Annotated in this window: 21 protein-coding genes and 1 pseudogene; 19 read left to right on the forward strand and 3 right to left on the reverse strand. The window is 44.2% G+C overall.

Annotated features, from left to right (window positions below; all coding sequences use genetic code 11):
• Nucleotide 1: 1 nt before the first annotated feature.
• Genes bamA through rnhB form a run of 7 tightly spaced genes read left to right on the forward strand, consistent with a single transcriptional unit; the run spans nt 2 to nt 6,871 of the window.
• A complete protein-coding gene (bamA, locus tag O3A65_05390; protein ID MDA1331904.1) occupies nt 2-2,281 on the forward strand; it encodes an outer membrane protein assembly factor BamA in 2,280 nt (759 codons plus the stop codon).
• Between the two features lie 24 nt (nt 2,282-2,305).
• A complete protein-coding gene (locus O3A65_05395; GenBank protein ID MDA1331905.1) occupies nt 2,306-2,815 on the forward strand; it encodes an OmpH family outer membrane protein in 510 nt (169 codons plus the stop codon).
• 27 nt (nt 2,816-2,842) lie between these two features.
• Nucleotides 2,843-3,895 carry a UDP-3-O-(3-hydroxymyristoyl)glucosamine N-acyltransferase gene (gene lpxD, locus O3A65_05400; GenBank protein MDA1331906.1) on the forward strand — a complete coding sequence of 351 codons (1,053 nt, stop codon included), beginning with the start codon at nt 2,843-2,845 and terminating at the stop codon, nt 3,893-3,895.
• 37 nt (nt 3,896-3,932) lie between these two features.
• The gene (gene fabZ, locus O3A65_05405; protein ID MDA1331907.1) at nt 3,933-4,367 is read left to right on the forward strand and encodes a 3-hydroxyacyl-ACP dehydratase FabZ; all 435 of its coding nucleotides are present in this window, start codon (nt 3,933-3,935) and stop codon (nt 4,365-4,367) included.
• A complete protein-coding gene (gene lpxA / locus O3A65_05410; protein ID MDA1331908.1) occupies nt 4,364-5,137 on the forward strand; it encodes an acyl-ACP--UDP-N-acetylglucosamine O-acyltransferase in 774 nt (257 codons plus the stop codon). Before fabZ ends, lpxA begins: the two co-directional genes overlap by 4 nt.
• Nucleotides 5,137-6,300 carry a lipid-A-disaccharide synthase gene (lpxB, locus tag O3A65_05415; protein ID MDA1331909.1) on the forward strand — a complete coding sequence of 388 codons (1,164 nt, stop codon included), beginning with the start codon at nt 5,137-5,139 and terminating at the stop codon, nt 6,298-6,300. Before lpxA ends, lpxB begins: the two co-directional genes overlap by 1 nt.
• Nucleotides 6,293-6,871, forward strand: coding sequence for a ribonuclease HII (gene rnhB / locus O3A65_05420; protein MDA1331910.1), 579 nt, complete (start codon nt 6,293-6,295; stop codon nt 6,869-6,871). The genes lpxB and rnhB overlap by 8 nt, the downstream gene beginning before the upstream one ends.
• A 9-nt stretch (nt 6,872-6,880) precedes the next feature.
• On the opposite strand, the gene O3A65_05425 is transcribed toward rnhB, so the two are convergent.
• Nucleotides 6,881-7,705 carry a kinase/pyrophosphorylase gene (locus O3A65_05425; GenBank protein MDA1331911.1) on the reverse strand — a complete coding sequence of 275 codons (825 nt, stop codon included), beginning with the start codon at nt 7,703-7,705 and terminating at the stop codon, nt 6,881-6,883.
• An 82-nt stretch (nt 7,706-7,787) separates the two neighbouring features.
• Here O3A65_05425 and ppsA point away from each other — a divergent pair, with 82 nt between their 5' ends.
• The 5 genes from ppsA to O3A65_05450 all read left to right on the forward strand — a co-directional run bounded on the left by ppsA (nt 7,788) and on the right by O3A65_05450 (nt 14,449).
• Entirely contained in the window at nt 7,788-10,199 is a 2,412-nt protein-coding gene (ppsA, locus tag O3A65_05430; GenBank protein ID MDA1331912.1) for a phosphoenolpyruvate synthase, read from the forward strand.
• 115 nt (nt 10,200-10,314) lie between these two features.
• Nucleotides 10,315-11,943: a CTP synthase gene (locus O3A65_05435; protein MDA1331913.1), complete on the forward strand. Its 1,629-nt coding sequence runs from the start codon at nt 10,315-10,317 to the stop codon at nt 11,941-11,943.
• A gap of 55 nt (nt 11,944-11,998) precedes the next feature.
• Nucleotides 11,999-12,850 (forward strand): 3-deoxy-8-phosphooctulonate synthase, encoded by an 852-nt coding sequence (gene kdsA, locus O3A65_05440; protein MDA1331914.1) that lies wholly within the window; start codon nt 11,999-12,001, stop codon nt 12,848-12,850.
• Between the two features lie 21 nt (nt 12,851-12,871).
• Nucleotides 12,872-14,155 carry a phosphopyruvate hydratase gene (eno, locus tag O3A65_05445; GenBank protein MDA1331915.1) on the forward strand — a complete coding sequence of 428 codons (1,284 nt, stop codon included), beginning with the start codon at nt 12,872-12,874 and terminating at the stop codon, nt 14,153-14,155.
• Nucleotides 14,156-14,449 carry a septum formation initiator family protein gene (locus tag O3A65_05450; GenBank protein MDA1331916.1) on the forward strand — a complete coding sequence of 98 codons (294 nt, stop codon included), beginning with the start codon at nt 14,156-14,158 and terminating at the stop codon, nt 14,447-14,449.
• Nucleotides 14,450-14,500: 51 nt separating this feature from the next.
• Here O3A65_05450 and mobA read toward each other — a convergent pair whose 3' ends face one another.
• Nucleotides 14,501-15,088: a molybdenum cofactor guanylyltransferase gene (gene mobA, locus O3A65_05455; GenBank protein ID MDA1331917.1), complete on the reverse strand. Its 588-nt coding sequence runs from the start codon at nt 15,086-15,088 to the stop codon at nt 14,501-14,503.
• A 217-nt stretch (nt 15,089-15,305) separates the two neighbouring features.
• On the opposite strand from mobA, the gene O3A65_05460 reads away from it, so the two are divergent.
• Together O3A65_05460 and O3A65_05465 are read left to right on the forward strand one after the other, a co-directional pair.
• Nucleotides 15,306-16,643: an OFA family MFS transporter gene (locus O3A65_05460; protein ID MDA1331918.1), complete on the forward strand. Its 1,338-nt coding sequence runs from the start codon at nt 15,306-15,308 to the stop codon at nt 16,641-16,643.
• A 14-nt stretch (nt 16,644-16,657) separates the two neighbouring features.
• The gene (locus O3A65_05465; protein ID MDA1331919.1) at nt 16,658-16,783 is read left to right on the forward strand and encodes a hypothetical protein; all 126 of its coding nucleotides are present in this window, start codon (nt 16,658-16,660) and stop codon (nt 16,781-16,783) included.
• 39 nt (nt 16,784-16,822) lie between these two features.
• Here the strand turns inward: O3A65_05465 and O3A65_05470 are convergent, their stop codons facing one another.
• Nucleotides 16,823-17,914: a LysR family transcriptional regulator gene (locus O3A65_05470; GenBank protein MDA1331920.1), complete on the reverse strand. Its 1,092-nt coding sequence runs from the start codon at nt 17,912-17,914 to the stop codon at nt 16,823-16,825.
• Between the two features lie 184 nt (nt 17,915-18,098).
• On the opposite strand from O3A65_05470, the gene O3A65_05475 reads away from it, so the two are divergent.
• From O3A65_05475 to O3A65_05495, 5 genes and pseudogenes are all read left to right on the forward strand, one after another.
• The gene (locus O3A65_05475) at nt 18,099-18,581 is read left to right on the forward strand and encodes a formate dehydrogenase subunit gamma (protein MDA1331921.1); all 483 of its coding nucleotides are present in this window, start codon (nt 18,099-18,101) and stop codon (nt 18,579-18,581) included.
• Complete coding sequence (locus tag O3A65_05480) at nt 18,571-20,130, forward strand: formate dehydrogenase (GenBank protein ID MDA1331922.1); 1,560 nt, start codon at nt 18,571-18,573, stop codon at nt 20,128-20,130. The genes O3A65_05475 and O3A65_05480 overlap by 11 nt, the downstream gene beginning before the upstream one ends.
• Nucleotides 20,131-20,168: 38 nt before the next feature.
• Nucleotides 20,169-23,000: pseudogene (fdhF, locus tag O3A65_05485) on the forward strand (formate dehydrogenase subunit alpha).
• Between the two features lie 10 nt (nt 23,001-23,010).
• Nucleotides 23,011-23,829 carry a formate dehydrogenase accessory sulfurtransferase FdhD gene (gene fdhD / locus O3A65_05490; GenBank protein ID MDA1331923.1) on the forward strand — a complete coding sequence of 273 codons (819 nt, stop codon included), beginning with the start codon at nt 23,011-23,013 and terminating at the stop codon, nt 23,827-23,829.
• Complete coding sequence (locus O3A65_05495) at nt 23,826-24,050, forward strand: formate dehydrogenase subunit delta (protein ID MDA1331924.1); 225 nt, start codon at nt 23,826-23,828, stop codon at nt 24,048-24,050. The genes fdhD and O3A65_05495 overlap by 4 nt, the downstream gene beginning before the upstream one ends.
• Nucleotides 24,051-24,052: the final 2 nt, after the last annotated feature.

Consider the following 24,052-nt stretch of genomic DNA (forward strand, 5'->3'; position numbering starts at 1 on the left):
CATGAATAACCTATATAAAGTTGTCGTGCTGATATTTTTCATGAGCCTAAGCTTTGCCTCAAGTGCCTTCGATACGTTTGTTATTGAAGATATCAGGGTCGAGGGAATTCAAAGGACTGATGCTGGCTTAATATTTTCTAATCTTTCCGTTCAAGTTGGAGATAATATGGAGCCAGAAATAGCGGGTCAAATTATTCGTTCGTTGTTTAAGTTGGGATTTTTTGATGATGTTCAGGTTTTTACTGAAGGAAATGTGCTTGTTGTGAAACTTGTCGAACGGCCGGCTGTTTATAAAATATCCGTTTCGGGATCGAAACTCCTCACCGAAGAAAAAATCATTGAGGCGTTAAGCCAAATGGGTTTACGTGAGTCTGTCATACTCGACGGCGCAATACTCGATCTCGTCGAACAGGAATTAAAGAATCTCTATATGTCAAAGGGCAAGTATGGTGTCGAAATTATAACGACGACAACGCCTCTTGAGAGGAATCGAGTCGCGGTTAATTTTGATGTGTTTGAAGGTCCCAAAGCGCTCATTGAAAAAATAAATTTTGTTGGGAATGCATTTTATACAGATGACGAGCTCGGTAAGAAAATGAGCCTTAAATCTCCTGCTAGGATTAATGTGTTTAAGGGGGCTTTTGAATATTCTAAGCAAAAACTCGAAGGGGATCAGGAGGCAATACGGTCGCTTTATCTTGATAATGGCTACGCAGACTTTCAAATCGAGTCCACCCAAGTTCAGTTATCTTCAGATCGAGAGCGCGTATTTATAACGATGTCTTTTTCGGAAGGTGAAAAATTTATTTTTGATTCCATATCTATGGCGGGTGATTCGGTTGTTAGTATTGAAGATTTGCTTCAATTGGTCGATATAATCCCAGGGGAAGTATTCTCGCGGAAAAGGCTGACTGATCTATCCCAAAAAATAATAAATCGTTTGGGTGAGTATGGTTACGCAAACGCAAGTGTAAATGCTGTGCCAGAAAAGGACGTTGAGGGAGCCAAAATCGGATTTACCCTCTACGTCAATGCTGGGCAACGGGTATATGTGCGTCGGATAGACATTAATGGAAATATTGAGACAAGGGACGAGGTCATCCGCCGTGAATTAAGACAGATGGAAGGGGCTTGGTATTCGATAAAAGATATCAACCGTTCAAAACAGCGATTGAATCTTTTAGGTTTTTTCTCTGAGGTAATTATAAATACAAATTCCGTGCCGGGAGCTACAGATCAGGTTGATCTTGAAGTGAAGGTTGTCGAGCGTTTGACGGGTAACTTGACATTAGGTGTGGGTTTTTCGAGCACTGAGCAGTTATTGCTGCAATTTGCATTGTCTCAAAATAATTTTTTTGGGACCGGTAACTCACTGGGTCTTACCGTTTCTTCAGGCAAGATTAATGAGACTTATGAGATTGACTATACGAATCCCTATGCTACAGACGACGGGGTTAGTCGCACTTATAAGGCAGGGAAAAGAACTACCGACGTTAGCAGCTTAGTGGTGTCTGCTTTTTCTACATCAACACTCAATGGATCCGTTACCGTTGGGGTGCCGCTCACAGAATACGACAAAATTTATTATGGCATTGGGGCAGAGCAAACTCAAATTACTTTAGGAGCAAATCCGACAGCCACATATCAAGAGTTTGTCAATCTTAATGGCACCGAGAATACGGTCATTCCCTTTACGATAGGTTGGAGTCGTGACAAGAGAGACAGCGCAATCTATCCAACAGACGGTCTGATGCAGCGATTTGGGTCGGAGTTAGCCAGTCCTGCGGGAGATCTGTATTATTATTCACTTATGTACAATGCTGAGTGGTATCGGCCACTAACGAATGACATGACTCTGAGATTAGGCGGTTCGGTAGCGTATGCTGAAGACTACGATTCAAAACAACTTCCTTTTTATAAAAACCTTTATGCGGGAGGTCCGAGTTCAGTCAGAGGGTATCAGTCTAGTTCCATGGGACCTCTTAATTCTCTTGGTCAGGCATTAGGTGGGAAGCGCCGAATTCTATCGCAGGTAGAGGTAATATTCCCATTTCCAGGGGTCAATATGGATAAATCTCAGAGATTTACTTTTTTTGTAGATGCTGGTTCGGTTACTAATCATTTTGAAGATGGGTTGGATGAGATGAGGTATTCTGCCGGTCTAGGATTTAATTGGTATTCTCCTGTTGGTCCGATGAGGTTCAGTATTGCGAAAGCACTGAATGCCGAGGTTACTGATAAAAAAGATGTATTTCAATTCACTCTGGGTACAGGTTTTTGATTTGACAGACTTGAGGAGTTTTGTGTGAGAAAAGTATCAGTGTACTTTAAAGGTTTGATTCTGATGGTTTCGGTTGGTTTAGCTGCCAATGTTGCTGCACAAGATATAAAGATTGGTTTTGTTAATACGGAACGCGTTTTTAAGGAGGCGGCACCAGCGCTGCGTTCCAATAAGAAGCTTCAGGAAGAATTCGCTTCTCGTGATAAAGAAATAAAAGTGGTTGGTGCCCAAGCGAACGAGTTAAAGGTTAAGCTCGAGAAAGACGGATTAATCATGGCTGAATCTGAAAAAAGAAAACTTGAGTCTGAGCTTTCTCGACTGTCACGAGAGATACAAAGGCTGCAACGAGAATATAGGGAAGAGCTCAATCTTAGGAAACAAGAAGAGCTGAGAGTTATTTTGCGTATCGCGAATGAAGAAATCGATAAGATCGCAAAACAAGAAAAATACGATTTGATATTGCAGGAGGCAGTGTATCGAAGTAGCCGCGTGGATATTACAGATAAAGTGATAGAGGCTCTTGCGGACGACTAACGCATACAAAATTAGAAAGATCAAAGAGTGCTAAAGGCCCTGACAGTTCGGCAAATAATAGATCAGTTGGGTGGGGATGTTGTTGGCGATCCAACTATTTCCGTGACCGGGATCGGATCCATTAAAAATGCACGCAGTGGGCAGCTAACTTTTTTTTCTGATGCTAAATTAGCCTCATATATTCCTCGAAGTGAAGCCTCAGTGGTAGTCGTTGCCGCTGAGAATGCCGACAGATTCGGGACGGCGATTACTAAAATAATCGTCGAAAAGCCCCATCTATATTTCTCCCAAACATTGAACTTGTTATTTTCGATCTCTAATCTTGCAAGAGGTGTGAGTGTAACAGCGAGTATTGCTGATACTGCTATTTTAGGGGACAACGTTGCAGTGGGCTCCCATGCGATTGTTGAGGATGGGGCAGAGATTGCTGAAGCTGTTGTTCTAGGGGCACGCGCTTATGTTGGTAAAGGAGCGAAAATTGGCTTAAATTCCATATTACACCCTGGGGCAATAGTACTTGACGGGTGTGAGATTGGTGACAACTGCGTGATTCACAGCGGGGCGGTCATTGGCGGCGACGGATTTGGTTATGTTCACGATAACGCCCAATGGATCAAGGTTCCTCAGATTGGACGTGTGGTAATTAAAGACCATTGTGAAATTGGATGTAATACGACTATTGACCGAGGAGCAATTGATGACACCGTGATTGGTAAAGGAGTCAAAATCGACAACCAAGTTCAAATTGGACACAACTGTTGTATTGGCGACAACACCATTATTTCCGGATGTGTTGGGATTGCAGGCAGTGTTGAGATTGGAAACAATTGCCGGATTGGTGGTGCTGCGATGGTTTCCGGCCATTTGAGTGTCTGTGATAATGTGGATATATCTGGTGGCTCACTCGTATCAAAGAGCATATTGAAACCGGGGAGATATACCAGTGTCTACCCATTGAGCGAACATGGGGTATGGAAGAAAAATGCGGCTAATATTCGACATTTATCTGAACTTAAATCACGAATTAAGGAATTAGAGGTTCTTTTGTCAAGACCTTCAAGCGACGGCGATAGTCAATAATGCGTTAAGAGTATTGCTTATTAGATTGGAAAAATTTATGGATATTAATGAAATTATGAAGGTGTTGCCTCATAGGTACCCCTTCTTGCTGATTGACCGAGTAATTTCTTTTGAGCCTCATCAAAGCTTGGTGGCAATTAAAAATATCACGAATAATGAGCCGTTTTTTCAAGGACATTTTCCGGGGCATCTCGTTATGCCCGGCGTGCTGATTATCGAAGCTATGGCGCAAACGACTGCTCTACTGGCATTTAGATCGTCGGGCACGACGAAACCTGAAAACCATGTTGTTTATTTAGTTGGAATAGACAAAGCGCGTTTCAAGAAGCCTGTGGTGCCTGGAGATCAGTTGGTCATCAAAGCAGAGATTGTTCGTAATTTGAAAGGTATTTGGAAGTTTTCGGTTAGAGCTGAAGTTGATGGGAAGCTTGCTTCTGAGGCTGTCCTTATGTGTACGCATAGGGAAGTATGATTCACCAGACAGCGGTCATTGATCTTGGTGCCCAAATTTCTGCTGATGTTGAAATTGGGGCGTACTCGATTATCGGTAAAAGTGTCTCGATAGGTTCGGGAACACGTATCGGCTCTCATACCGTTATAACTGGCAAGACCTCGATTGGTGCAAAAAATCATATTTTTCATCATGTCTCTTTAGGGGAGCAACCACAAGACAAAAAATATGCAGGTGAGGAAACGGCACTAGAAATTGGTGATGGGAATGTCATCAGAGAGTTTTGTACGTTCAATACGGGTACTGTGCAGGATAAGGGGAAGACTGTTATTGGTAGCCGTAATTGGATCATGGCCTATGTTCATGTTGCCCATGATTGCATTGTAGGTGATGATGTTATCTTGGCTAACTGCACGCAATTATCAGGGCATGTCGAAATTGGAGACTTTGCCATGCTTGGTGGCTTTACGTGTATTCATCAGTTTTGTCGCGTGGGTGCTCACGCATTGACGGGGCTTGGCTCAGTCGTGCTTTCTGATGTGCCTCCTTACGTAACGTGTAATGGTAATGCGGCTAAGCCTCACGGTATCAATGCAGAGGGGCTTAAAAGAAGAGGTTTTAGTCGAGAGTCGATACGAACGATACGGGAGGCGTATAAAGTCTTGTACCGATCGTCGCTTTCTTTAGAGGAAGCTAAAGAAGAGATCAGTCATATGGTAAAAGATGCACCAGAGCTGACGATATTATCGGATTTTCTATCCTCGAATTTAAGCAGAAGTGTTATTCGGTAATGTTGGGTTCGTCTCGTACTCTGCGTGTCGTAATCGTGGTTGGTGAGGTATCGGGTGATATGCTTGGGTCGGCATTATTAAAAGAACTCAACCTAAGGTTCTTGAGTTTGGAATCCGTTGGCATAGGTGGGCCCCTGATGGCCATTCAAGGATTCAGTGCGTGGTACCCAATGAGTGAGCTCTCAGTTATGGGGTATGTCGAAGTGCTTCTGAAGCTTCCTCGCTTGCTCAGAATCCGATCATCACTCGCAAAAAAAATTGTTGCCTATAAACCTGACTTAGTTATTGGTGTCGATGCTCCTGACTTTAACCTTTCACTTGAGCGAACTATTCGGAATAGTGGCATTCCAGTGATCCATCTCGTTAGTCCCTCAATCTGGGCGTGGCGATATGAGCGGATCCATAAAATCCGTCAATCTGTTGACCATATGTTGGTTTTATTTCCATTTGAAGAAAAAATTTATGAGCAAGAGGGTATCCCAGTATCTTATGTGGGCCATCCTCTTGCAGATGAGATTGAGCCTGAGGTTGATCGGTCAAAGTATCGAAGTGAGTTCGGGTTTTCGTTGAGCGAAAAGGTAGTCGCACTTCTTCCAGGAAGTAGAAAGTCCGAATTAAAGCAGCATCTTAGTTTAATGATAGATGCCGCCAAGTTGATTCAAAATGCGTTTCCTGAGATACGCTTTGTGGTTCCCTTGTTAGATAAGGAAGCCCATGACTTTGCGCGCTCGATTTTATCCGGGAGGGACGTTATTTTGAATGGTGCAGTTGACTTTATTGTTGCCCAAACACATAACGCGTTGAAAGCTGTAGATATTGCGATTGTTGCTTCTGGTACGGTCACATTGGAAGGCCTACTGTGTGAGTGTCCTATGGTTGTGACTTATAAGGTGTCTAAATTGACGGCATGGCTGATACGTCGACGTGCGAGTACAAGATTTGTGTCGCTTCCTAACATTATCTCGAACGAATCATTGGTCAGTGAATTAATTCAAGAGGATGCGCAGCCAGATTTACTTGCTAAAGAAGTGATTTTGATGTTCCAGAATCCAGACCAACTCGCATCTTTGCGTATGCGATTTAGAGTCATCAAGTCATCCTTGAGGATGGGAGCGGCCAAACGAAGTGCTGATGTAATTCAGAGGTTCTTAAATATTGAGTGACAATCAAATTATTTCCGGTGTTGACGAGGCGGGGAGAGGACCTTTAGCGGGGGAGGTATATGCCGCCGCGGTTATCCTGAATCCTGATTGGCCAATCTTAGGATTAGAAGACTCTAAGAAGCTGTCTCCTAAACGTAGATCGGAATTGTCCATCCAAATTAAACAAGAAGCCTTAGCATGGTCGATCTCTTTTTCTACAGTTGAGGAGATCGATATGCTGAATATCCTGCACGCCACACTTTTAGCTATGACACGAGCGGTGGAAAGTTTGAGCATTCGCCCTGAACTCGTACTGATTGACGGCAATAGATCTCCCACGGTATATGGCGTAGCGACGCAAACGATTATAAAGGGTGATCAAACGGAACCTTGTATCTCTGCGGCTTCAATTATCGCTAAAGTCGCGCGGGACGAGCGTTTGATGGTGTTAGATCAAATGTATCCTCAATGGGGTTTCCGTACGCATAAAGGATACGGAACTAGATCTCATATTGAGGCGATTAGGACTTTTGGAGTAACACCGTTTCACAGGAAAAGTTTTGAGCCCATTAAGTCTATGGGTCTGAAGTGAGCGCTTGTGTCAAAACGCCTGTCGTTTGAGTTTGGCTTTTTGCATGATGACGGTGGCCAACTCCTCTATAGATCTCGAGGTGGTGTCTAAAAAGTCAACATTGCTCTGTTTCATTAATGCTTCTGATAAACGAACTTCAGTTTCGCAGTTTTTTAATGAGGCATATTCGCTGTCGGGACGACGTTCAGTACGAATGCGCACCAAGCGATCAGGGCGAATAGTGAGTCCAAACAGCTTATGCCTGAATGCATCTAGAGCACTTGGAAGGGCAAAGCGGTCAAAGTCCTCTGGAATTAAGGGGAAGTTAGCTGCCTTGATGCCGAATTGCATGCCTAAATAGAGGCATGTTGGCGTTTTACCGCATCTGGAAACGCCAACCAAGATAACATCCGCTTCTTGTAGATTTTTGGTAGATTGTCCATCATCTGAAGCAAGAGCGTAGTTCACGGCATTCATTCTTTTCAGATACCCTGACCCACGATTGCTATGGGAGCGGCCAACTGAGTGGTTAGATTTAACCTTCAGCTCTGCTTCCATTGGAGCGATGAACACTTGAAAACAGTCGATGTAGAGTGCGTCTGCCGTTTTTACGATGGACGATAAACTCATATCGACAAGCGTACTGAATATGAGAGGGCGACTCCCATCAGGCAGGCGGGCTTGATTGATTCGATCGACGGCTTCAGTAGCCTTGTTAGGCGTGTCCACAAAGGGTAGCGTGATCTCATTGAAAGTGATTTCTTCAAATTGAGTCAATAAGCTATGACCTAACATTTCAGCGGTAATACCGGTTCGGTCAGAGATGTAGAAAGCAGATCTTGTCTTTGTAGTCATTTCTCTTGTTAGTGTGCTGCGATATACTGCGGTGTTAGAGTAAACTAACGTCCTCAACTGTATCAATAAATTTTAAAGTCCAATGAGCATAACAGATAAAAATAATCCTCCCTACGTGGTCCCATTTCAATCATTACGTAATACCGATGTTGAGGAGGTGGGAGGTAAAAATGCCTCTTTAGGCGAGATGATCAATCAACTAGCAAGTGTAGGGGTTTCCGTTCCCGGAGGGTTCGCGACGACCGCTAAGGCGTTTAGAGATTTTCTCGATGAATCAGGCTTAACTCAGAAGATTAACGCTGAGCTATCCTCTTTAGATATTGAGGATTTGAGTGCGTTAAAAACGGCTGGCGCAAAAATTAGAAAGTGGATTGTAGACTCTCCATTGACTCCGCGACTCCAATCTGAGATTGATGCAGCCTATACGGAGTTAATGGCGACGCAGGGAAGTGGAGTTTCTTTTGCGGTACGGTCTTCAGCGACAGCTGAAGACTTGCCTGATGCCTCATTCGCTGGTCAGCAAGAGAGCTACTTAAATATCCGTGGCCTTGATAACGTGCTTGAGGCGATTAAACACGTGTTTGCTTCCTTATATAACGACCGAGCGATCTCCTATCGAGTGCATAAAGGTTTCGAGCATTCGAATGTGGCCTTGTCGGCTGGTGTGCAGCGTATGGTCCGATCGGATACCGGATCCAGTGGGGTTATGTTTACGCTAGATACTGAGTCGGGCTTTGATAAGGTGGTGTTTATTACCTCTGCTTATGGATTGGGTGAGACTGTTGTGCAAGGGCAGGTCAATCCTGATGAGTTTTATGTTTATAAGCCAGGGATAGAGCGTGGGATGCCTGCCATTTTACGCAGAAATTTAGGCAGTAAAGCCCTGCGTATGGAATTTTCTGAGAATCAGGCCGCGGGAAAGTCGACCCGAATAATTCCTGTTTCCGAAGAAGCAGCAGGTAAGTTTTCAATAACCGATGAAGAGATTCACGAGCTTGCGGTACAGGCTATCAAAATCGAGAAGCACTATGGCCGGCCAATGGATATCGAGTGGGGTAAGGATGGTGAAGATGGAAAGATATATATCCTTCAGGCGCGACCAGAGACTGTAAGAGCGCAGGAGGGTGACACTACAACGCAAGAGCGATTCAAGTTAAATAAGCGAGGGGAGGTGTTGGTTGAGGGTCGAGCTATTGGATCTAAAATTGGCTCTGGGGTTGTTCGGCTTGTGAAAGATGCGAGTGAGATGCATCGAGTGCTTGAGGGTGATGTGTTGGTTACTGATATGACGGATCCTGACTGGGAGCCTGTCATGAAAAAAACTTCTGCAATCGTTACAAATCGGGGCGGCAGAACTTGTCACGCTGCGATTATCGCGAGAGAGCTAGGTATTCCTGCAGTTGTAGGAACGGCAACTGCAACGCAAGTGCTATTCGAAGGTGATCACGTGACCGTTTCTTGTGCCGAGGGAGACTCCGGATTTGTCTATCAAGGGATTTTAGATGTTGAAATTTTAAAAATTCAATTGGACAAATTGCCAGAGATCCCGGTTAAGATTTCATTGAACGTTGGAAATCCAGAGTTGGCGTTTGATTTTCAGCGCCTTCCTAACGCAGGCATTGGGCTGGCGCGACTCGAGTTCATTATTGCTCGGATGATCGGAATTCACCCTAAGGCTGCGATTGAGTTTGACAAGCTTCCGGAGGACATCCAGGAACTGATATCTCTTAGATCGTCAGGTTATGCGAATCCTATTGGCTTTTACGTTGAGAAGCTTAAGGAGGGCATTTCGACGTTAGGTGCTGCTTTCTTTCCCAAGCCCGTAATCGTGCGCTTATCCGACTTTAAATCAAACGAGTACTCTAGCCTGATAGGCGGTCAACTTTATGAGCCCAATGAGGAAAATCCTATGCTGGGATTTAGGGGGGCTTCTCGTTATATATCGGACAGCTTCCGAGACTGCTTTGAACTAGAATGTCGGGCATTAAAAACCGTACGAGATGTTATGGGGTTGACGAACATAGAAATGATGATTCCCTTTGTCCGAACTGTTGATGAAGCTAAACAGGTCATAGATATAATTGCCTCCTATGGTTTAAAGCGTGGAGAGAATGGACTGCGTATCATCATGATGTGCGAATTGCCTACTAACGCATTGCTTGCAGAAGAATTTCTAGAGTTTTTTGATGGGTTCTCGATTGGCTCGAACGATATGACGCAACTTACGTTAGGTCTAGATCGAGACTCGGGCATCGTTGCCGGTCAATTTGATGAGCGAGATCCTGCGGTTAAAAGATTAATTCATATGGCCATTGATTCTTGTCTTAGAAAAGGTAAGTACGTGGGCATCTGTGGCCAAGGCCCATCTGACTACCCGGATTTTGCGGAGTGGTTAGTTGGGGAAGGTATTACTGCGATATCGTTAAATCCAGACACAGTTGTCGATACTTGGATGTACCTTGGTAAACACCTGTCAAATAAAAAGGAGAGGTAAATCAATATTTTTTAGTAATATTTTATATACCCCTTACATCAAAATCTTGACGCGGTGTACTTACAGCCGATGTTACAATTTGACTTACGAAACCTTTAGATACAATGTATGTGAAATGACTAAATATATTTTTGTTACTGGTGGTGTCGTATCATCTCTAGGTAAAGGCATTGCATCCGCGTCACTCGCGGCAATACTCGAATCTCGTGGTATTCACTTGACCATGCTAAAACTTGATCCTTATATCAATGTTGATCCTGGGACTATGAGTCCATTTCAGCATGGGGAGGTTTATGTTACTTACGATGGAGCCGAGACGGATTTAGATTTAGGCCATTACGAGCGCTTTGTGGATGTGCGGATGGGTAAGCGTAATAACTTTACCACTGGTCAAATTTATGAGGCCGTGATTCGTAAGGAGCGACGTGGGGACTACTTAGGGGGTACTGTTCAGGTTATTCCACACATCACAGATGAGATTAAAAATCAAATTATAAACGGTGCTGATGGTGCTGATGTCGCACTTGTGGAAATTGGCGGTACGGTTGGTGATATTGAATCGCTACCTTTTTTGGAAGCGGTCCGGCAAATGAGCCTTGAGTTTGGTCGAGAGAATACGTGTTTCATTCATTTGACACTAGTGCCTTATATTTCTTCGGCGGGTGAAATCAAGACTAAACCTACGCAACATTCGGTTAAAGAACTTCGCCAAATTGGTATTCAGCCAGACGTTATTCTATGTCGTTCTGAGCGAGAAGTACCGGAAAATGAGAGACAAAAAATTGCGCTGTTTACAAACGTGTCGGTAGACGCAGTTATATCAGCAGTTGATGTGGACAGTATTTATAAAATCCCCTCATTTCTACACGCACAAAATTTGGATGAGATTGTCCTAACGAAGCTGCAACTTAAAGCACCTCCGGCAAATTTGATTGAGTGGGATAATTTAATTAAACGACTTGAGCAGCCATCAAAGCACGTAAATATAGCGCTTGTTGGAAAATATGTTGATCTTACTGAATCGTATAAATCATTGTCTGAGGCGTTGATTCATGCCGGTATTCACTGTGATGCAAAGATCAATATTTCTTATATTGATTCGGAAGAGATAGAAACCCAAGGGGTTGCTCTCCTGGGCGGAATGAATGCGATTTTGGTTCCTGGCGGATTTGGTAATCGTGGTGTTGAGGGGAAAATTCAAGCAATCAAGTATGCTCGAGAGAATAAGGTTCCCTATTTGGGTATTTGTTTGGGTATGCAGTTGGCTGTCATAGAGTTTGCTCGAAATGTTATTGGGTGGACAGGGGCACATAGTACTGAGTTTGATAGCACAACAAAATATCCCGTTGTAGGTCTTATTGTGGAATGGATGACCGCTGAGGGCGAATTGGAAAAACGAAATATTGATTCTGATCTTGGGGGAACAATGAGGCTCGGGGAACAGAAAGCGTTGCTTAAGTCGGGATCTAGAGTTGAGCAGATTTACGGTGCTTCATCCGTTGGCGAACGTCACCGTCATCGTTATGAGGTTAATAATCAATATCTCGATAAAATTCAGTCGCATGGCTTGATTGTTTCTGCGACATCTGAAAACGAAGGATTGTGTGAAGTGGTTGAATTAGAGAATCATCCCTGGTTTTTAGCTTGTCAATTTCATCCTGAGTTCACGTCTACTCCTAGGAGGGGGCATCCTCTGTTTAATGGGTTTGTGGCGGCAGCTCTAAATAATGTAGAGACTAAGTGAGCGCCAAATTAATTTACATGCTTGAATTATCAAATTTACTCTTTGGGCGGGTACTGTGAAGATAGCTGGATTTTCCGTAGGCCTTGATGCCCCGCTCTTTTTAATTGCAGGGCCATGTGTGATTGAATCCGAAAAGATGACGCTTGATATCGCGCAGGCGCTCAAAGATATTGGCCAAGCTCTATCAATACCAATTATCTTCAAAGCGTCTTATGATAAGGCGAATCGGTCATCCAATGATTCTTATCGTGGTATCGGGCTTGAGCGTGGCTTGGACGTGCTCTCATTAGTAAAATCGCAAGTTGGATTACCGGTATTGACGGATATCCATTCAATTGATGAGATCGAAAAGGTGGCTGCAGTCGTTGATGTGTTGCAAACGCCCGCATTTTTGTGTCGACAAACTGACTTTATCCGGTCGGTTGCTTCAACAGGTCTGCCGGTTAATATCAAAAAAGGCCAATTTTTGTCTCCGAATGAGATGAAGGAAGTTGTCAAAAAAGCAAAGGACGCGAGTGGTCAAGACAACATTCTTGTGTGTGAGCGTGGTTCGAGTTTTGGTTATAACAATTTGGTCGCAGATATGCGCTCTCTAGCGATTATGCGTAATACCGATTGCCCTGTTGTGTTTGATGCAACTCACTCAGTTCAATTGCCGGGTGCGAAGGGACATGCAAGTGGTGGGCAAAGAGAATTTGTCCCAGTTCTTGCTCGAGCTGCTGTAGCTGCGGGTGTCAGTGGAATTTTTATGGAGACGCATCCAAATCCAGAAAAGGCATTATCAGACGGCCCAAATGCATGGCCATTAAATCGAATGGAAAAATTACTCAAACACCTGAAGAAAATTGATGATCTTGTAAAATCTAGCACATTTGATGAAATGGATAAGAGCCTTCTAAATATTTAAAGGAAAGATTGGCAGACTATTATGAGTTCAATAATTGATGTAATGGCGAGAGAGGTCATCGACTCACGTGGTAATCCAACGGTCGAAGTTGATGTTCATTTAGATACGGGTATTTTTGGTAGGGCCGCAGTACCTTCCGGAGCCTCAACGGGAGTTAGAGAGGCTGTTGAACTTAGAGATGGAGACAAGGGTCGATATTTCGGTAAAGGAGTTTTGAAAGCGGTTGAGGGTGTTAACTCCGAGATTTGTGAGGCTATAATTGGTTTAGATTCGACAGACCAATCGTTAATTGATCAAACATTAATTGCGTTAGATGGCACTGAAACTAAATCGCGATTAGGTGCTAATGCAATTCTTGCTGTGTCGCTTGCAACTGCAAAAGCGGCTTCTTTGAGCGTAGGACTTCCCCTATACCGCTATTTGGGTGGAGCAGGTGATGCAGAGTTGCCAGTGCCAATGATGAATGTCGTCAATGGAGGTGCGCACGCGAATAATAGTCTCAATATCCAAGAGTTCATGATTATTCCTTTGGGGTTCGATACTTTTTGTGAAGCGCTAAGGTGTGGTATAGAGATTTTTCATACATTGCGCCAACACGTTGATGCTGCTGGCATGCCTACTACGGTTGGTGATGAGGGTGGCTTTGCTCCCAATTTTTGTGGAAATGAAGAAGCGCTTGATTTCATTCTCAAGGCGATAAGTACTGCGGGTTACGAGGTTGGGGGTCAGGTAGCACTTGGACTAGATTGTGCGAGCTCTGAATTTTATAAGGACGGAAAGTACGCCCTGAAATCTGAGGGGCTTCTATTGTCCTCTTCGGAATTCTGTGACTATCTTGCAACGTTGGTTAGCAAATATCCGATTATCTCGATTGAGGACGGAATGTCAGAAGATGATTGGGAAGGTTGGGGGATGCTAACCAAACGCTTAGGATCTAAGGTTCAGTTGGTTGGTGACGATTTGTTTGTGACCAACACAAAAATACTAAAACGTGGGATTGATGAATCTATTGCCAACTCTATTTTGATTAAAATCAACCAAATTGGCACGCTCAGCGAAACGATGGCAGCTATTGAGATGGCAAAACGGGCTCGCTATACTGCTGTAGTTTCTCATCGTTCTGGTGAAACTGAGGATACTTTTATCGCTGACTTATCTGTCGGCTCGAATGCTGGACAAATAAAAACGGGTTCGCTTTCTCGGTCTGATCGTTTAGCAAAATACAATCAGTTACTTAGAATAGAAGAGGAGCTTGGAGATCGAGCAGTCTATGCCGGGCGTGGGGCATTCTATAATTTAAGTTAAATGAAAATTGTAATCATTGCTTTAGGTGTTCTAATACTTTTACTCCAGTATCCACTTTGGATCGGAAAAGGTGGCTGGCGTGATGTTTTGGATTATCGCCAGGTACTAAATGAGCAAGTTGAACATAATGAAGCAGGTCGATCTGGCAATTCTCAAATCGCGGCTGAAATCGCAGACCTTAAGACGGGGTTAGACGAGAATGCGGAGAGCGCCCGATCTGATCTAGGAATGATAAAAGAGGGCGAGGTATTTTTTAAAACACTGGATAGTCCGGCTAGCGATGAGTCGAATTAAATGCGTGAGCTTGATGATTACACCTCTTCAAATATACTTTTCGCAGTGCTATTACAAAGTAGTTAAGTTTACAAAATCTCGTGGTTGATTTAGATTCATGAAAGGCGTTCTCCCGTCGCGAGCATTAAATTCAACATAAGAAGTCTTTAGCTGGGATTGCCAATCCGAAACCTTTCGAGTGCCCAGTGCTATTTTTATTTTCAAATCATTAATCGTTTGTACTCTTAGTGCACAGTTTAAATATTGTATGCCATTACTGGTTTTGGCAATCGTGATGTCTGATTCGTTGGTGTTAATGTTGGCGATTAGTTTTTCTACGTAATCAATAGGGATGTTGATTACATCACAGGGCGTGACTACTACCGTATTAGTTTTGATCTCATCGGCGACAGACACAATGCCGATTAAAGGTCCTTGATCCTTAAGCTTATCCTCTATGACCGGATAACCTAATTTTTTGAGGTACGCTAAATCTTGATTTGCGCTGATGATGATTTCGTCAACCTGAGGCCGCATGACTTCTATTAAATGCTCAATTAGAGTGTGATTTTTGAATGGGATCAATGCCTTGTTACTACCGCCCATTCGCTTACCTTGCCCTCCAGCTAAGATGATACAAGTTACCCCGTTTATTGGCATTTTGTCTTCTTTCAAAATAAACATAGCAAATATTGTTTGACCATAGAAATAAGCTTACCTCACGTATACCATCTGGTTACATGCTATCAAGTACTTCAAGGGAGAGGTGGTTTTTACATTGTGGGAACTGATTTTAGACAAATAAGCATAAATCGCGTCTAATATGTACGATAAAAATTATAATTCCGAAAGTAAACATGAAAAGGAGGCAGAAAGTATGTTTGGATTTTTAGCGCGGGAAAGAACTGTCGCACCTCCTGGGTTTAATCGCTGGATGGTACCGCCAGCAGCGCTCTGTATTCACCTTTGTATTGGTCAAGCCTATGCCTTGAGTGTATTCAACCTGCCGATGACTAAACTCATTGGAATTACAGAGTCGGCTCCAGAGGATTGGTTACTGACACAACTTGGTTGGATTTTCTCCATAGCTATTGTCTTCTTAGGTCTTTCAGCTGCCGTATTCGGACGCTGGGTTGAAGAGGGGGGGCCTCGTAGAGCAATGTTTGCTGCTGCGCTCTGTTGGTCTGGCGGGTTTTTAGTTTCGGCCCTAGGGACGCACCTACACAATATTTGGCTTGTATACCTTGGTTATGGTGTTTTGGGCGGTATCGGTTTGGGTCTGGGTTATATTTCTCCTGTATCGACGTTGATCAAATGGTTCCCTGATCGTCCAGGCATGGCGACAGGTATGGCGATTATGGGATTTGGTGGCGGTGCGTTCATTGCTTCTCCCTTGTCAGTATCTCTAATGGAAATGTTCAGTTCGAGCACGCACGTTGGTGTTGCTGAAACGTTTGTTTGTCTTGGGTTGATCTATTTTGTATTTATGATGGCGGGTGCTGCTTTCGTTCGCGTTCCTGCTCAGGGTTGGAAGCCAGCTGGCTGGGAGCCTCCGGTACAACCTAAGAAGTTAATGACTTCTGCTAACGTGCATGTTAATGAGGCTTGGAAGACCCCGCAATTCTGGTGTATTTGGACTGTTCTTTGCATGAATGTGACGGCGGGAATTGGTGTCCTTGGTCAGGCCTCTGCAATGAGCCAAGAAATGTTTGGGGTAACGGCTGCGGTAGCTGGAGGTATTGTTGGTATTATGAGTTTGTCGAATATGTTAGGTCGTTTTTTCTGGGCTTCATTGTCCGACTGGATCGGAAGAAAAAACACCTATTTTTGTTTTTTCATTTTAGGCATCGGCCTCTACTCATTAGTACCGCAAACCGGATCTCTAGGTAGTTTGGCGCTTTTTGTAATTTGCACAGCGGTCATCATGACGATGTACGGTGGTGGTTTTGCTACGGTGCCTGCGTATCTTAAGGATATGTTCGGAACGAAGTATGTTGGTGCAATTCACGGAAGGCTACTGACTGCTTGGTCAGTTGCAGGTATCTTAGGCCCAGTACTTGTGAATTATATTCGTCAATATCAAATAGACAGTGGTATTCCTAAGGCTCAGGCTTATAACACAACGATGTACATTATCTCTGGCTTATTGGTCATTGGATTGATCGCTAATTCGTTGATTAAAGCGGTAGATTCACGTCACCACTTAGCGGAATAAGGGGGAAATAGATTATGTCTGGTAATAACGAAGATAAAACAAGCGGTTTACATCTGTTGTTGGCCTGGGGTTTCGTGGGCATTCCATTGGTTTGGGGGCTAATGCAGACCATTGAGAAAGCAATGCAGATATTTGTTTAAGTAGATCATGCGTCCCTGCTGATTGTTCAATTTCTGCAATCAGTGGGATTTCGTGTTCGATTGCGATAGCGCTTGCTTTAAAGTCAAAATTTTTCCAGCCTCAGGAGCAGAGTATCCCGGTAACTTAAGCACGTAATTAGCAAACGCCTCGCTCTTGAGTAATTTGATTAATTCGAGTATTTCTTTTTTGTGTACTGCTTTGCTTTGGCAGGCAAACATATAGTTCTCTCTTGCTAAGGGGATGAAGTCTAAGCCAAATTGGGTTGCGGCCGGCTGTACGCCGAAGCCCGCGTCCGCCATCCCGGAGGCAACAAATGCCGCAACTGCTGCGTGCGTAAATTCCTCGGATTGATAGCCTTTAATGTCAGTTGAAAGGACGTTATCTTTGGTTAAAAGTTGATCAAATAACATTCGGGTCCCTGACCCAATTTGTCTATTCACAAATTTGACGTCTTTTTTTACTAAATCCTTAATGCATGAAATACGCAATGGATTATTAGGCAAGACAAAGAGGCCTTGTGTACGGGTGACTAGGTGGATGAATCGATGCTTATTTGGAGTCCATAGGGGGGCGAGACTGTCTATTACGGTTTGACCATTTCCGTCAGTAGGTAGATGGAATCCAGCAAGATCGCAATCGCCACGATTAAGAGAGGCGAGTGCTTCCGCTGCACTAATGTATCTCAGGTCGACCTGAAAATCAGGCGCCATTTTTAGGAAAAGTCCTGGCAGATGGGCCACGGCGTAACCAAAAGTTGCATGAATGGTCAGAGAGGTTTTAGCTGATGTCAGTGCGCGGTTAATTTCTCGATTGATTTCAGAGGCTAAGGAGTCAAGCTGTAACCCAACTCTCGCTGAAACCCTTTGTTCGGCCCAAAGAAGCTTTTCTCCAAGGTCAGTCAGTGATGCTCCCTTGCCACGAGTGAAGTTTACAAGGTCAGATCCAAAGAAGTTTTTCCAGTGCTTGACTATATTCCAGGCATGTCGGTAAGAAATGCCCATTTGCTTAGCAGCCTCAGCCAGCGTGCCAGCGCGGTGAATCAAGTTCAATAGCCCGAATAGTTCTGCACCTAAGGTTTCATTAGCTTCGTTCAAAAGGGACCAGGAGGGTGACAGCTTGATTTTACTCATAATATATGAACTATCTAACATATGAACTATCGAACATATTGTATTGTTGCTAAAACTGGACTAGCTTGTTTGTTTGCTTATTATAAGTCTATTAATAAATATGTAAATGTGTACATATTTGAATTGCTAGCAGAAATTGCGGCATAAAGTAGGTGAGAGGCCTGTCGCACAGGGAGGTTTTATTTTGGGAAACACGGATCATAAGGCCGTAATTAGTGCGGCACTTGAAAAACATGCAAGTACCAATGGGGCCTTGTTGCCAATTCTGCATGAAATACAAGATGTGCTTGGTTATATACCTACGGATGCCATTGACGTTATTGGTAAGAGTATTAACCGGTCACGGGCGGAAGTGCATGGAGTAGTTTCCTTTTATCACCACTTCAGAACCCAGAAACCAGGTCGTCACATCATTCAAGTTTGCCGATCAGAAGCCTGTCAGGCAGTAGGTTCTGAGAAGATAATCGATAAGCTGAAGCTATCACTTGGCATCGATTTTCATGAATCTACCTTAGATGGTCAGATTACGCTCGAGCCGATTTATTGTTTAGGGCACTGTGCGTGTGCACCGGCTCTTATGGTCAATGGTGAGCCGAGGGCGAAAATGACATCAGATCAGGTTGAGAGTCTCCTTAATGAATTAAGGGCCACGAATCATGACGACTAAAATATTCGTACCTCGTGATTCATCTGCAATAGGTTTAGGCGCGAATAAGGTTGCTGAAGCGTTGACTCGCGTTGCGCAATCTACTAAAGCTGATGTCCAGGTGGTTAGAAATGGTTCTCGCGGTTTAATTTGGATGGAGCCTCTTGTCGAGGTGGAAACGGAGGCTGGCCGTGAAGGGTATGCCAACATCACCAGTGATGATGTGGAAAGTTTGTTTAAAAAAGTGTTGACCGATGGTGGTGATCATGAGAAGGGTGTGGGGCTTGTTGAGGAGATTCCTTACTTAAAGAATCAAGAGCGTTTGTGTTTTGCTCGAAATGGCATAACAGACCCGACCTCAATTGAGGACTATTTAGGTAATGATGGGTTTAAGGGTCTTAAGGTAGCGCTCAGCTTGGATGGCAAATCGATAGTAGAGATCGTTACTCAATCGGGGTTACGAGGAAGGGGTGGGGCAGCATTTCCTACGGGTATCAAATGGAATACCGTTCTTAATTGTCCTGCGAATCAGAAGTACATCGTATGTAATGCGGATGAAGGAGATTCTGGTACGTTTTCTGACCGTATGACTATCGAGGGAGACCCGTTTGTCTTGATAGAGGGTATGACAATTGCGGCCTTAGCTGTTGGTGCTACGAAGGGCTACGTGTATTTGCGATCTGAGTACCCACATGCCGAAGAGATTTTTAATGAAGCATTATTGATTGCGCGTGCTCACAGATATCTTGGCGAGAATGTTTGTGGTAGCAAATGTTCTTTCGATATTGAATTGCGGCGGGCAGCCGGTGCTTATATTTGCGGTGAAGAGACTTCTCTTTTAGAAAGTCTCGAAGGTAAGCGAGGATTGGTTAGAGCTAAACCGCCACTGCCTGCAATTTCCGGATTATTCGGTCAGCCGACGGTAGTGAATAACGTGATTACCTTTTCCTCGGTACCATTTATTTTAGCTAATGGCGCGTTGGCGTATAAAGACTATGGTGTAGGTCGCTCTATGGGAACTTTGCCTATACAGCTGGCAGGTAATATTAAGCGTGGTGGCCTTGTTGAAAAGGCCTTTGGGGTTAATCTAAATGAAATTTTGTATGACTTTGGTGGAGGATCTGCTTCCGGAAAACCCATTAGAACTGTTCAGATTGGTGGGCCTCTAGGCGCATACATTCCTGAAAAAGATTTTGATTTGAAATTGGACTACGAAGCATTCGCCGCTGTGGGGGCTATGATTGGTCATGGTGGTATCGTTGTTTTTGATCAAACGGTGAATATGGCGTCTATGGCGCGTTTTGCAATGGAGTTTTGTGCCATTGAATCCTGTGGAAAATGTACTCCATGTCGTATTGGGTCGACTCGAGGTATGGAGACTATTGACAAAATTATTGCTGGTAAGGATAGATCTGCGAATGCCGATCTTATTAAAAGTTTATGTGACACGATGTTACATGGGTCATTGTGTGCGTTAGGTGGAATGATTCCGTTTCCTGTTCTGAGTGCAATGAAGCACTTCCCTGAGGACTTTTGCCTCGAACCGCATGATAATAAGGTAGCAGCTTAAATTTTTGGAGAAAAATTATGAGCAAGATAGTATGGAAAGATCTAGGAACTCCTGAGCGTAAATCAGAGAGTTGTGTTGATCTCTTGGTCGATGGTGTGCCGGTTTCTGTTCCAGTGGGCACTTCATTATTACGCGCTGCATCTCTAGCCGGCTTGTCGATTCCCAAGTTGTGTGCGACAGAGAGTCTCGAGGCCTTTGGTTCATGTCGCTTGTGCTTGGTTGAGATAGAAGGCAGGAAAGGTTATCCAGCATCGTGCACCACTCCCGCTGAGTCGGGAATGGTTGTGCGTACACAGACTGAAAAGTTAGCGAAATTAAGACGAGAGGTAATGGAGTTATACATTTCAGACCATCCTTTAGACTGTTTAACCTGTTCTGCTAACGGTGATTGTGAGTTGCAGGATATGGCAGGAACTGTCGGATTAAGAGAAGTTCGCTATGGGTTCGAAGGAGAGAATCATTTAGAAGCGGCCAAAGATGAGTCCAATCCGTATTTTACTTTTGATGCGTCAAAATGCATCGTGTGTTCTCGATGTGTCCGAGCTTGTGAAGAGACTCAAGGTACTTTTGCCTTAACTATTGATGGGCGTGGTTTCGGTTCAACGGTTTCAGCTGGTCAAAAGGAATCATTTTTTGATTCGGAGTGTGTGAGTTGTGGTGCCTGCGTTGCAGCTTGTCCAACAGCGACGCTCATGGAGAAGTCTGTAATAAAGCAAGGTCAGCCTAACAGAAGTGTGATTACTACATGTGCGTATTGTGGTGTTGGTTGTTCGTTTAAGGCTGAAGTCAAAGGTAACGATGTTGTTCGGATGGTGCCTGACTTCAACGGCAAAGCCAATCATGGACACTCTTGTGTTAAAGGCCGGTTCGCGTTCGGGTATGCCACTCATAAAGATCGCATTACGAAACCAATGATTCGGAAAAAAATTACAGATGCTTGGAATGAAGTAAGTTGGGAAGAGGCAATGATCTACGCCGCATCCGAATTCAAGCGAATCCAGGAGCGTTACGGTCAAGGTTCTATCGGAGGCATTACCTCTTCTAGATGTACGAATGAAGAGACTTATCTTGTACAAAAACTCGTACGGGCTGCTTTTGGTAACAATAACGTGGACACATGTGCGCGAGTTTGTCACTCTCCTACAGGGTATGGTCTTAAGACTACACTTGGCGAGTCAGCGGGCACGCAAGATTTCGATTCAGTTGAAGATGCGGATGTTGTTGTTGTTATTGGCGCTAATCCCACTGACGGACATCCTGTTTTTGCTTCTCGGCTAAAAAAACGACTAAGACAAGGTGCAAAACTTATTGTTGCAGATCCGAGAAAAATTGATCTCGTTGATGGACCTCATGTTAAAGCCAATTATCACTTGAAGTTATTACCAGGAACGAACGTCGCTCTTGTTAATGCATTGGCGCACGTTATTTATACTGAAGGGTTACATGATCAGGCGTTCGTTAAGGAGCGATGTGAAGAGGTAAATTTTAAGAAATGGGTGGCTTTTATATCACAAGAGAGAAATTCACCAGAAGATTTGGAGGCGGTTATAGGTGTGCCGGCAGTTGATCTGCGCGAGGCAGCAAGGTTATATGCGACCGGAGGTAATGGGGCAATTTACTATGGCTTAGGCGTTACAGAGCACAGCCAAGGATCAACGATGGTTCTGGGTATCGCAAATCTCGCGATGTTGACGGGGAATATTGGTCGATCTGGTGTTGGTGTAAACCCACTTCGAGGGCAGAACAATGTTCAAGGGGCCTGCGATATGGGATCGTTCCCGCATGAGCTTCCTGGTTATCGTCACGTGTCGGATACTGTGACTCGAGAGATGTTTGAGCGCGAATGGAATGTATCGCTTGATTCTGAGCCGGGCCTTAGAATTCCTAATATGCTCGATGCGGCACATTCAGATGAGTTTAAGGGAATTTATATCCAAGGCGAAGATATTGCTCAGTCCGACCCCAATACGCAACACGTAACCTCTGCGCTTGAAGCTATGGAGTGTGTGGTGGTTCAAGATATTTTTCTTAACGAGACTGCTAAATTTGCACACGTCTTTTTGCCGGGAGCTTCCTTTCTAGAGAAAGATGGCACATTTACTAATGCCGAGCGCCGTATTTCTAGAATTCGTAAAGTTATGGAACCACTCGGAGGTAAGGCAGATTGGGAGGCTACTATCATGCTTTCTGAGGCGCTTGGTTATCCAATGGATTACAAGCATCCATCAGAAATCATGGATGAGATCGCACGATTGACCCCGACGTTCAAGGGGGTGAACTATGAGAAGCTAGATAAAGAAGGCAGTATCCAGTGGCCATGTAATCAGGATGCGCCAGACGGTACGCCAATCATGCATATCTCAAAGTTTGTGCGGGGTAAGGGACGATTCGTGGTTACAGAATACGTCCCAACTAGTGAGCGAACGACGCGAAAATATCCTTTAATTTTAACGACTGGAAGAATTTTGTCTCAATACAATGTCGGAGTGCAAACACGGAGAACTGACAATATTGTGTGGTTTGACGAGGATCGACTTGAGATTCATCCGAGTGACGCTGAATTACGTGGTGTTAAAACAGGCGAGTGGGTTGGGATCCGCAGTCGAGCAGGGGAGACGGTACTTCGGGCGCATGTGACTGATAAGGTTCAGCCGGGTGTTGTTTATACTACGTTCCATTTCCCGGAATCAGGCGCTAATGTCATTACGACAGATAATTCTGATTGGGCGACGAATTGTCCAGAATTTAAAGTTACCGCTGTGCAGGTGGAGCCTGTAACGCAGCCAGCACAGTGGCAGCAGAAATTCGTGCAGTTTAATAAGCAACAGCTTGAATTATTAGTAAAGGCTGCTGAGCCTGAGCGGGTTTAGAGATATATCCGTGACCGGTAACGCCATCATGGAGCATGAAGCGCTCAAATGGACGCTCAATGGCGGAGCGAAGCTAGAGCTTAATTCAATCGCGGAGGAAGTTCCTCTAGCTTTGGTCTTTAACGGTGAGTCTTTTGCCGTGATGATGGTGAGTCCTTCAGATTTGACTGATTTTGTGGTTGGTTTTTCATTCACTGAGGATTTAATCTCTAATGCCAGCGAGATAGACGGCATTGAATTTACTCAGAGTGAGAAGGGAATTACGGCTTATATAAGCGTATCGAGAAGTATAGGCGATGATTTGAGGAAACGTAAAAAGAATGTAGTCGGTCGAACTGGCTGTGGTCTCTGTGGTGAAGAAACGCTTGAGGCTGCTATGCGGTTAGTGTCTAAAGTGAATGCTCCAGATTCGTTTGAAACAAAAGCGATACAGCGAGCACTTCAATCACTTGAGACGTTGCAGACTATGAATCATGAGGTCGGCACGCTACACGGAGCAGCTTGGTCGGATAAAGATGGAAATATTAGCTTGATTAGAGAGGATGTCGGTCGGCATAACGCCTTAGACAAATTGATCGGGGCGCTTTTGCTAAGTCCGGAATATGCACATCCAGGGTTTGTTTTGATTACGAGTCGGGCAAGTTATGAAATGGTTACAAAGGTCGCTAGAGCTAATGTTGGTCTATTGGTAGCCGTATCAGGTCCTACTTCTCTGGCGATAAAGACAGCGACCAATAGTGATGTGACTTTAGTTGGTTTCGCACGTAATGGACGTCAGACGATTTATACACACGAAGAGCGGATTTTTTCAGAAGGAAATGCGCTATGAATGTGTCTCATTTGGTCAAGATGGTTAACGATATTTCTAATTTTTTTGTTTCTGAAGAGGACAAAAATGAAGCGATCACCGGAGTTGCCGGACATATGACTCGATTCTGGGATCCTAGAATGAGAAGGGAAATTATCGAGTATTTGGTTAATGACGGAGGCGAGGGTTTAAGTGATTTATCCCGGGAGGCAATTTTAACTTTAGAGAAGCCTCGGGCCTAGAT

The sequence above is a fragment of the Pseudomonadota bacterium genome (assembly GCA_027624715.1).
Classification (GTDB): Bacteria; Pseudomonadota; Gammaproteobacteria; order Burkholderiales; family Eutrophovitaceae; genus Eutrophovita.

Bases quoted from the DNA above. Each gene is read 5' to 3' on its own strand.
- bamA (MDA1331904.1), top strand. From the start codon at position 2: ATGAATAACCTATATAAAGTTGTCGTGCTGATATTTTTCATGAGCCTA.
- fabZ (MDA1331907.1), top strand. From the start codon at position 3,933: ATGGATATTAATGAAATTATGAAGGTGTTGCCTCATAGGTACCCCTTC.
- lpxA (MDA1331908.1), top strand. From the start codon at position 4,364: ATGATTCACCAGACAGCGGTCATTGATCTTGGTGCCCAAATTTCTGCT.
- lpxB (MDA1331909.1), top strand. From the start codon at position 5,137: ATGTTGGGTTCGTCTCGTACTCTGCGTGTCGTAATCGTGGTTGGTGAG.
- O3A65_05425 (MDA1331911.1), bottom strand. From the start codon at position 7,705: ATGACTACAAAGACAAGATCTGCTTTCTACATCTCTGACCGAACCGGT.
- ppsA (MDA1331912.1), top strand. From the start codon at position 7,788: ATGAGCATAACAGATAAAAATAATCCTCCCTACGTGGTCCCATTTCAA.
- O3A65_05435 (MDA1331913.1), top strand. From the start codon at position 10,315: ATGACTAAATATATTTTTGTTACTGGTGGTGTCGTATCATCTCTAGGT.
- eno (MDA1331915.1), top strand. From the start codon at position 12,872: ATGAGTTCAATAATTGATGTAATGGCGAGAGAGGTCATCGACTCACGT.
- O3A65_05450 (MDA1331916.1), top strand. From the start codon at position 14,156: ATGAAAATTGTAATCATTGCTTTAGGTGTTCTAATACTTTTACTCCAG.
- mobA (MDA1331917.1), bottom strand. From the start codon at position 15,088: ATGCCAATAAACGGGGTAACTTGTATCATCTTAGCTGGAGGGCAAGGT.
- O3A65_05460 (MDA1331918.1), top strand. From the start codon at position 15,306: ATGTTTGGATTTTTAGCGCGGGAAAGAACTGTCGCACCTCCTGGGTTT.
- O3A65_05465 (MDA1331919.1), top strand. From the start codon at position 16,658: ATGTCTGGTAATAACGAAGATAAAACAAGCGGTTTACATCTGTTGTTG.
- O3A65_05470 (MDA1331920.1), bottom strand. From the start codon at position 17,914: ATGAGTAAAATCAAGCTGTCACCCTCCTGGTCCCTTTTGAACGAAGCT.
- O3A65_05480 (MDA1331922.1), top strand. From the start codon at position 18,571: ATGACGACTAAAATATTCGTACCTCGTGATTCATCTGCAATAGGTTTA.
- O3A65_05495 (MDA1331924.1), top strand. From the start codon at position 23,826: ATGAATGTGTCTCATTTGGTCAAGATGGTTAACGATATTTCTAATTTT.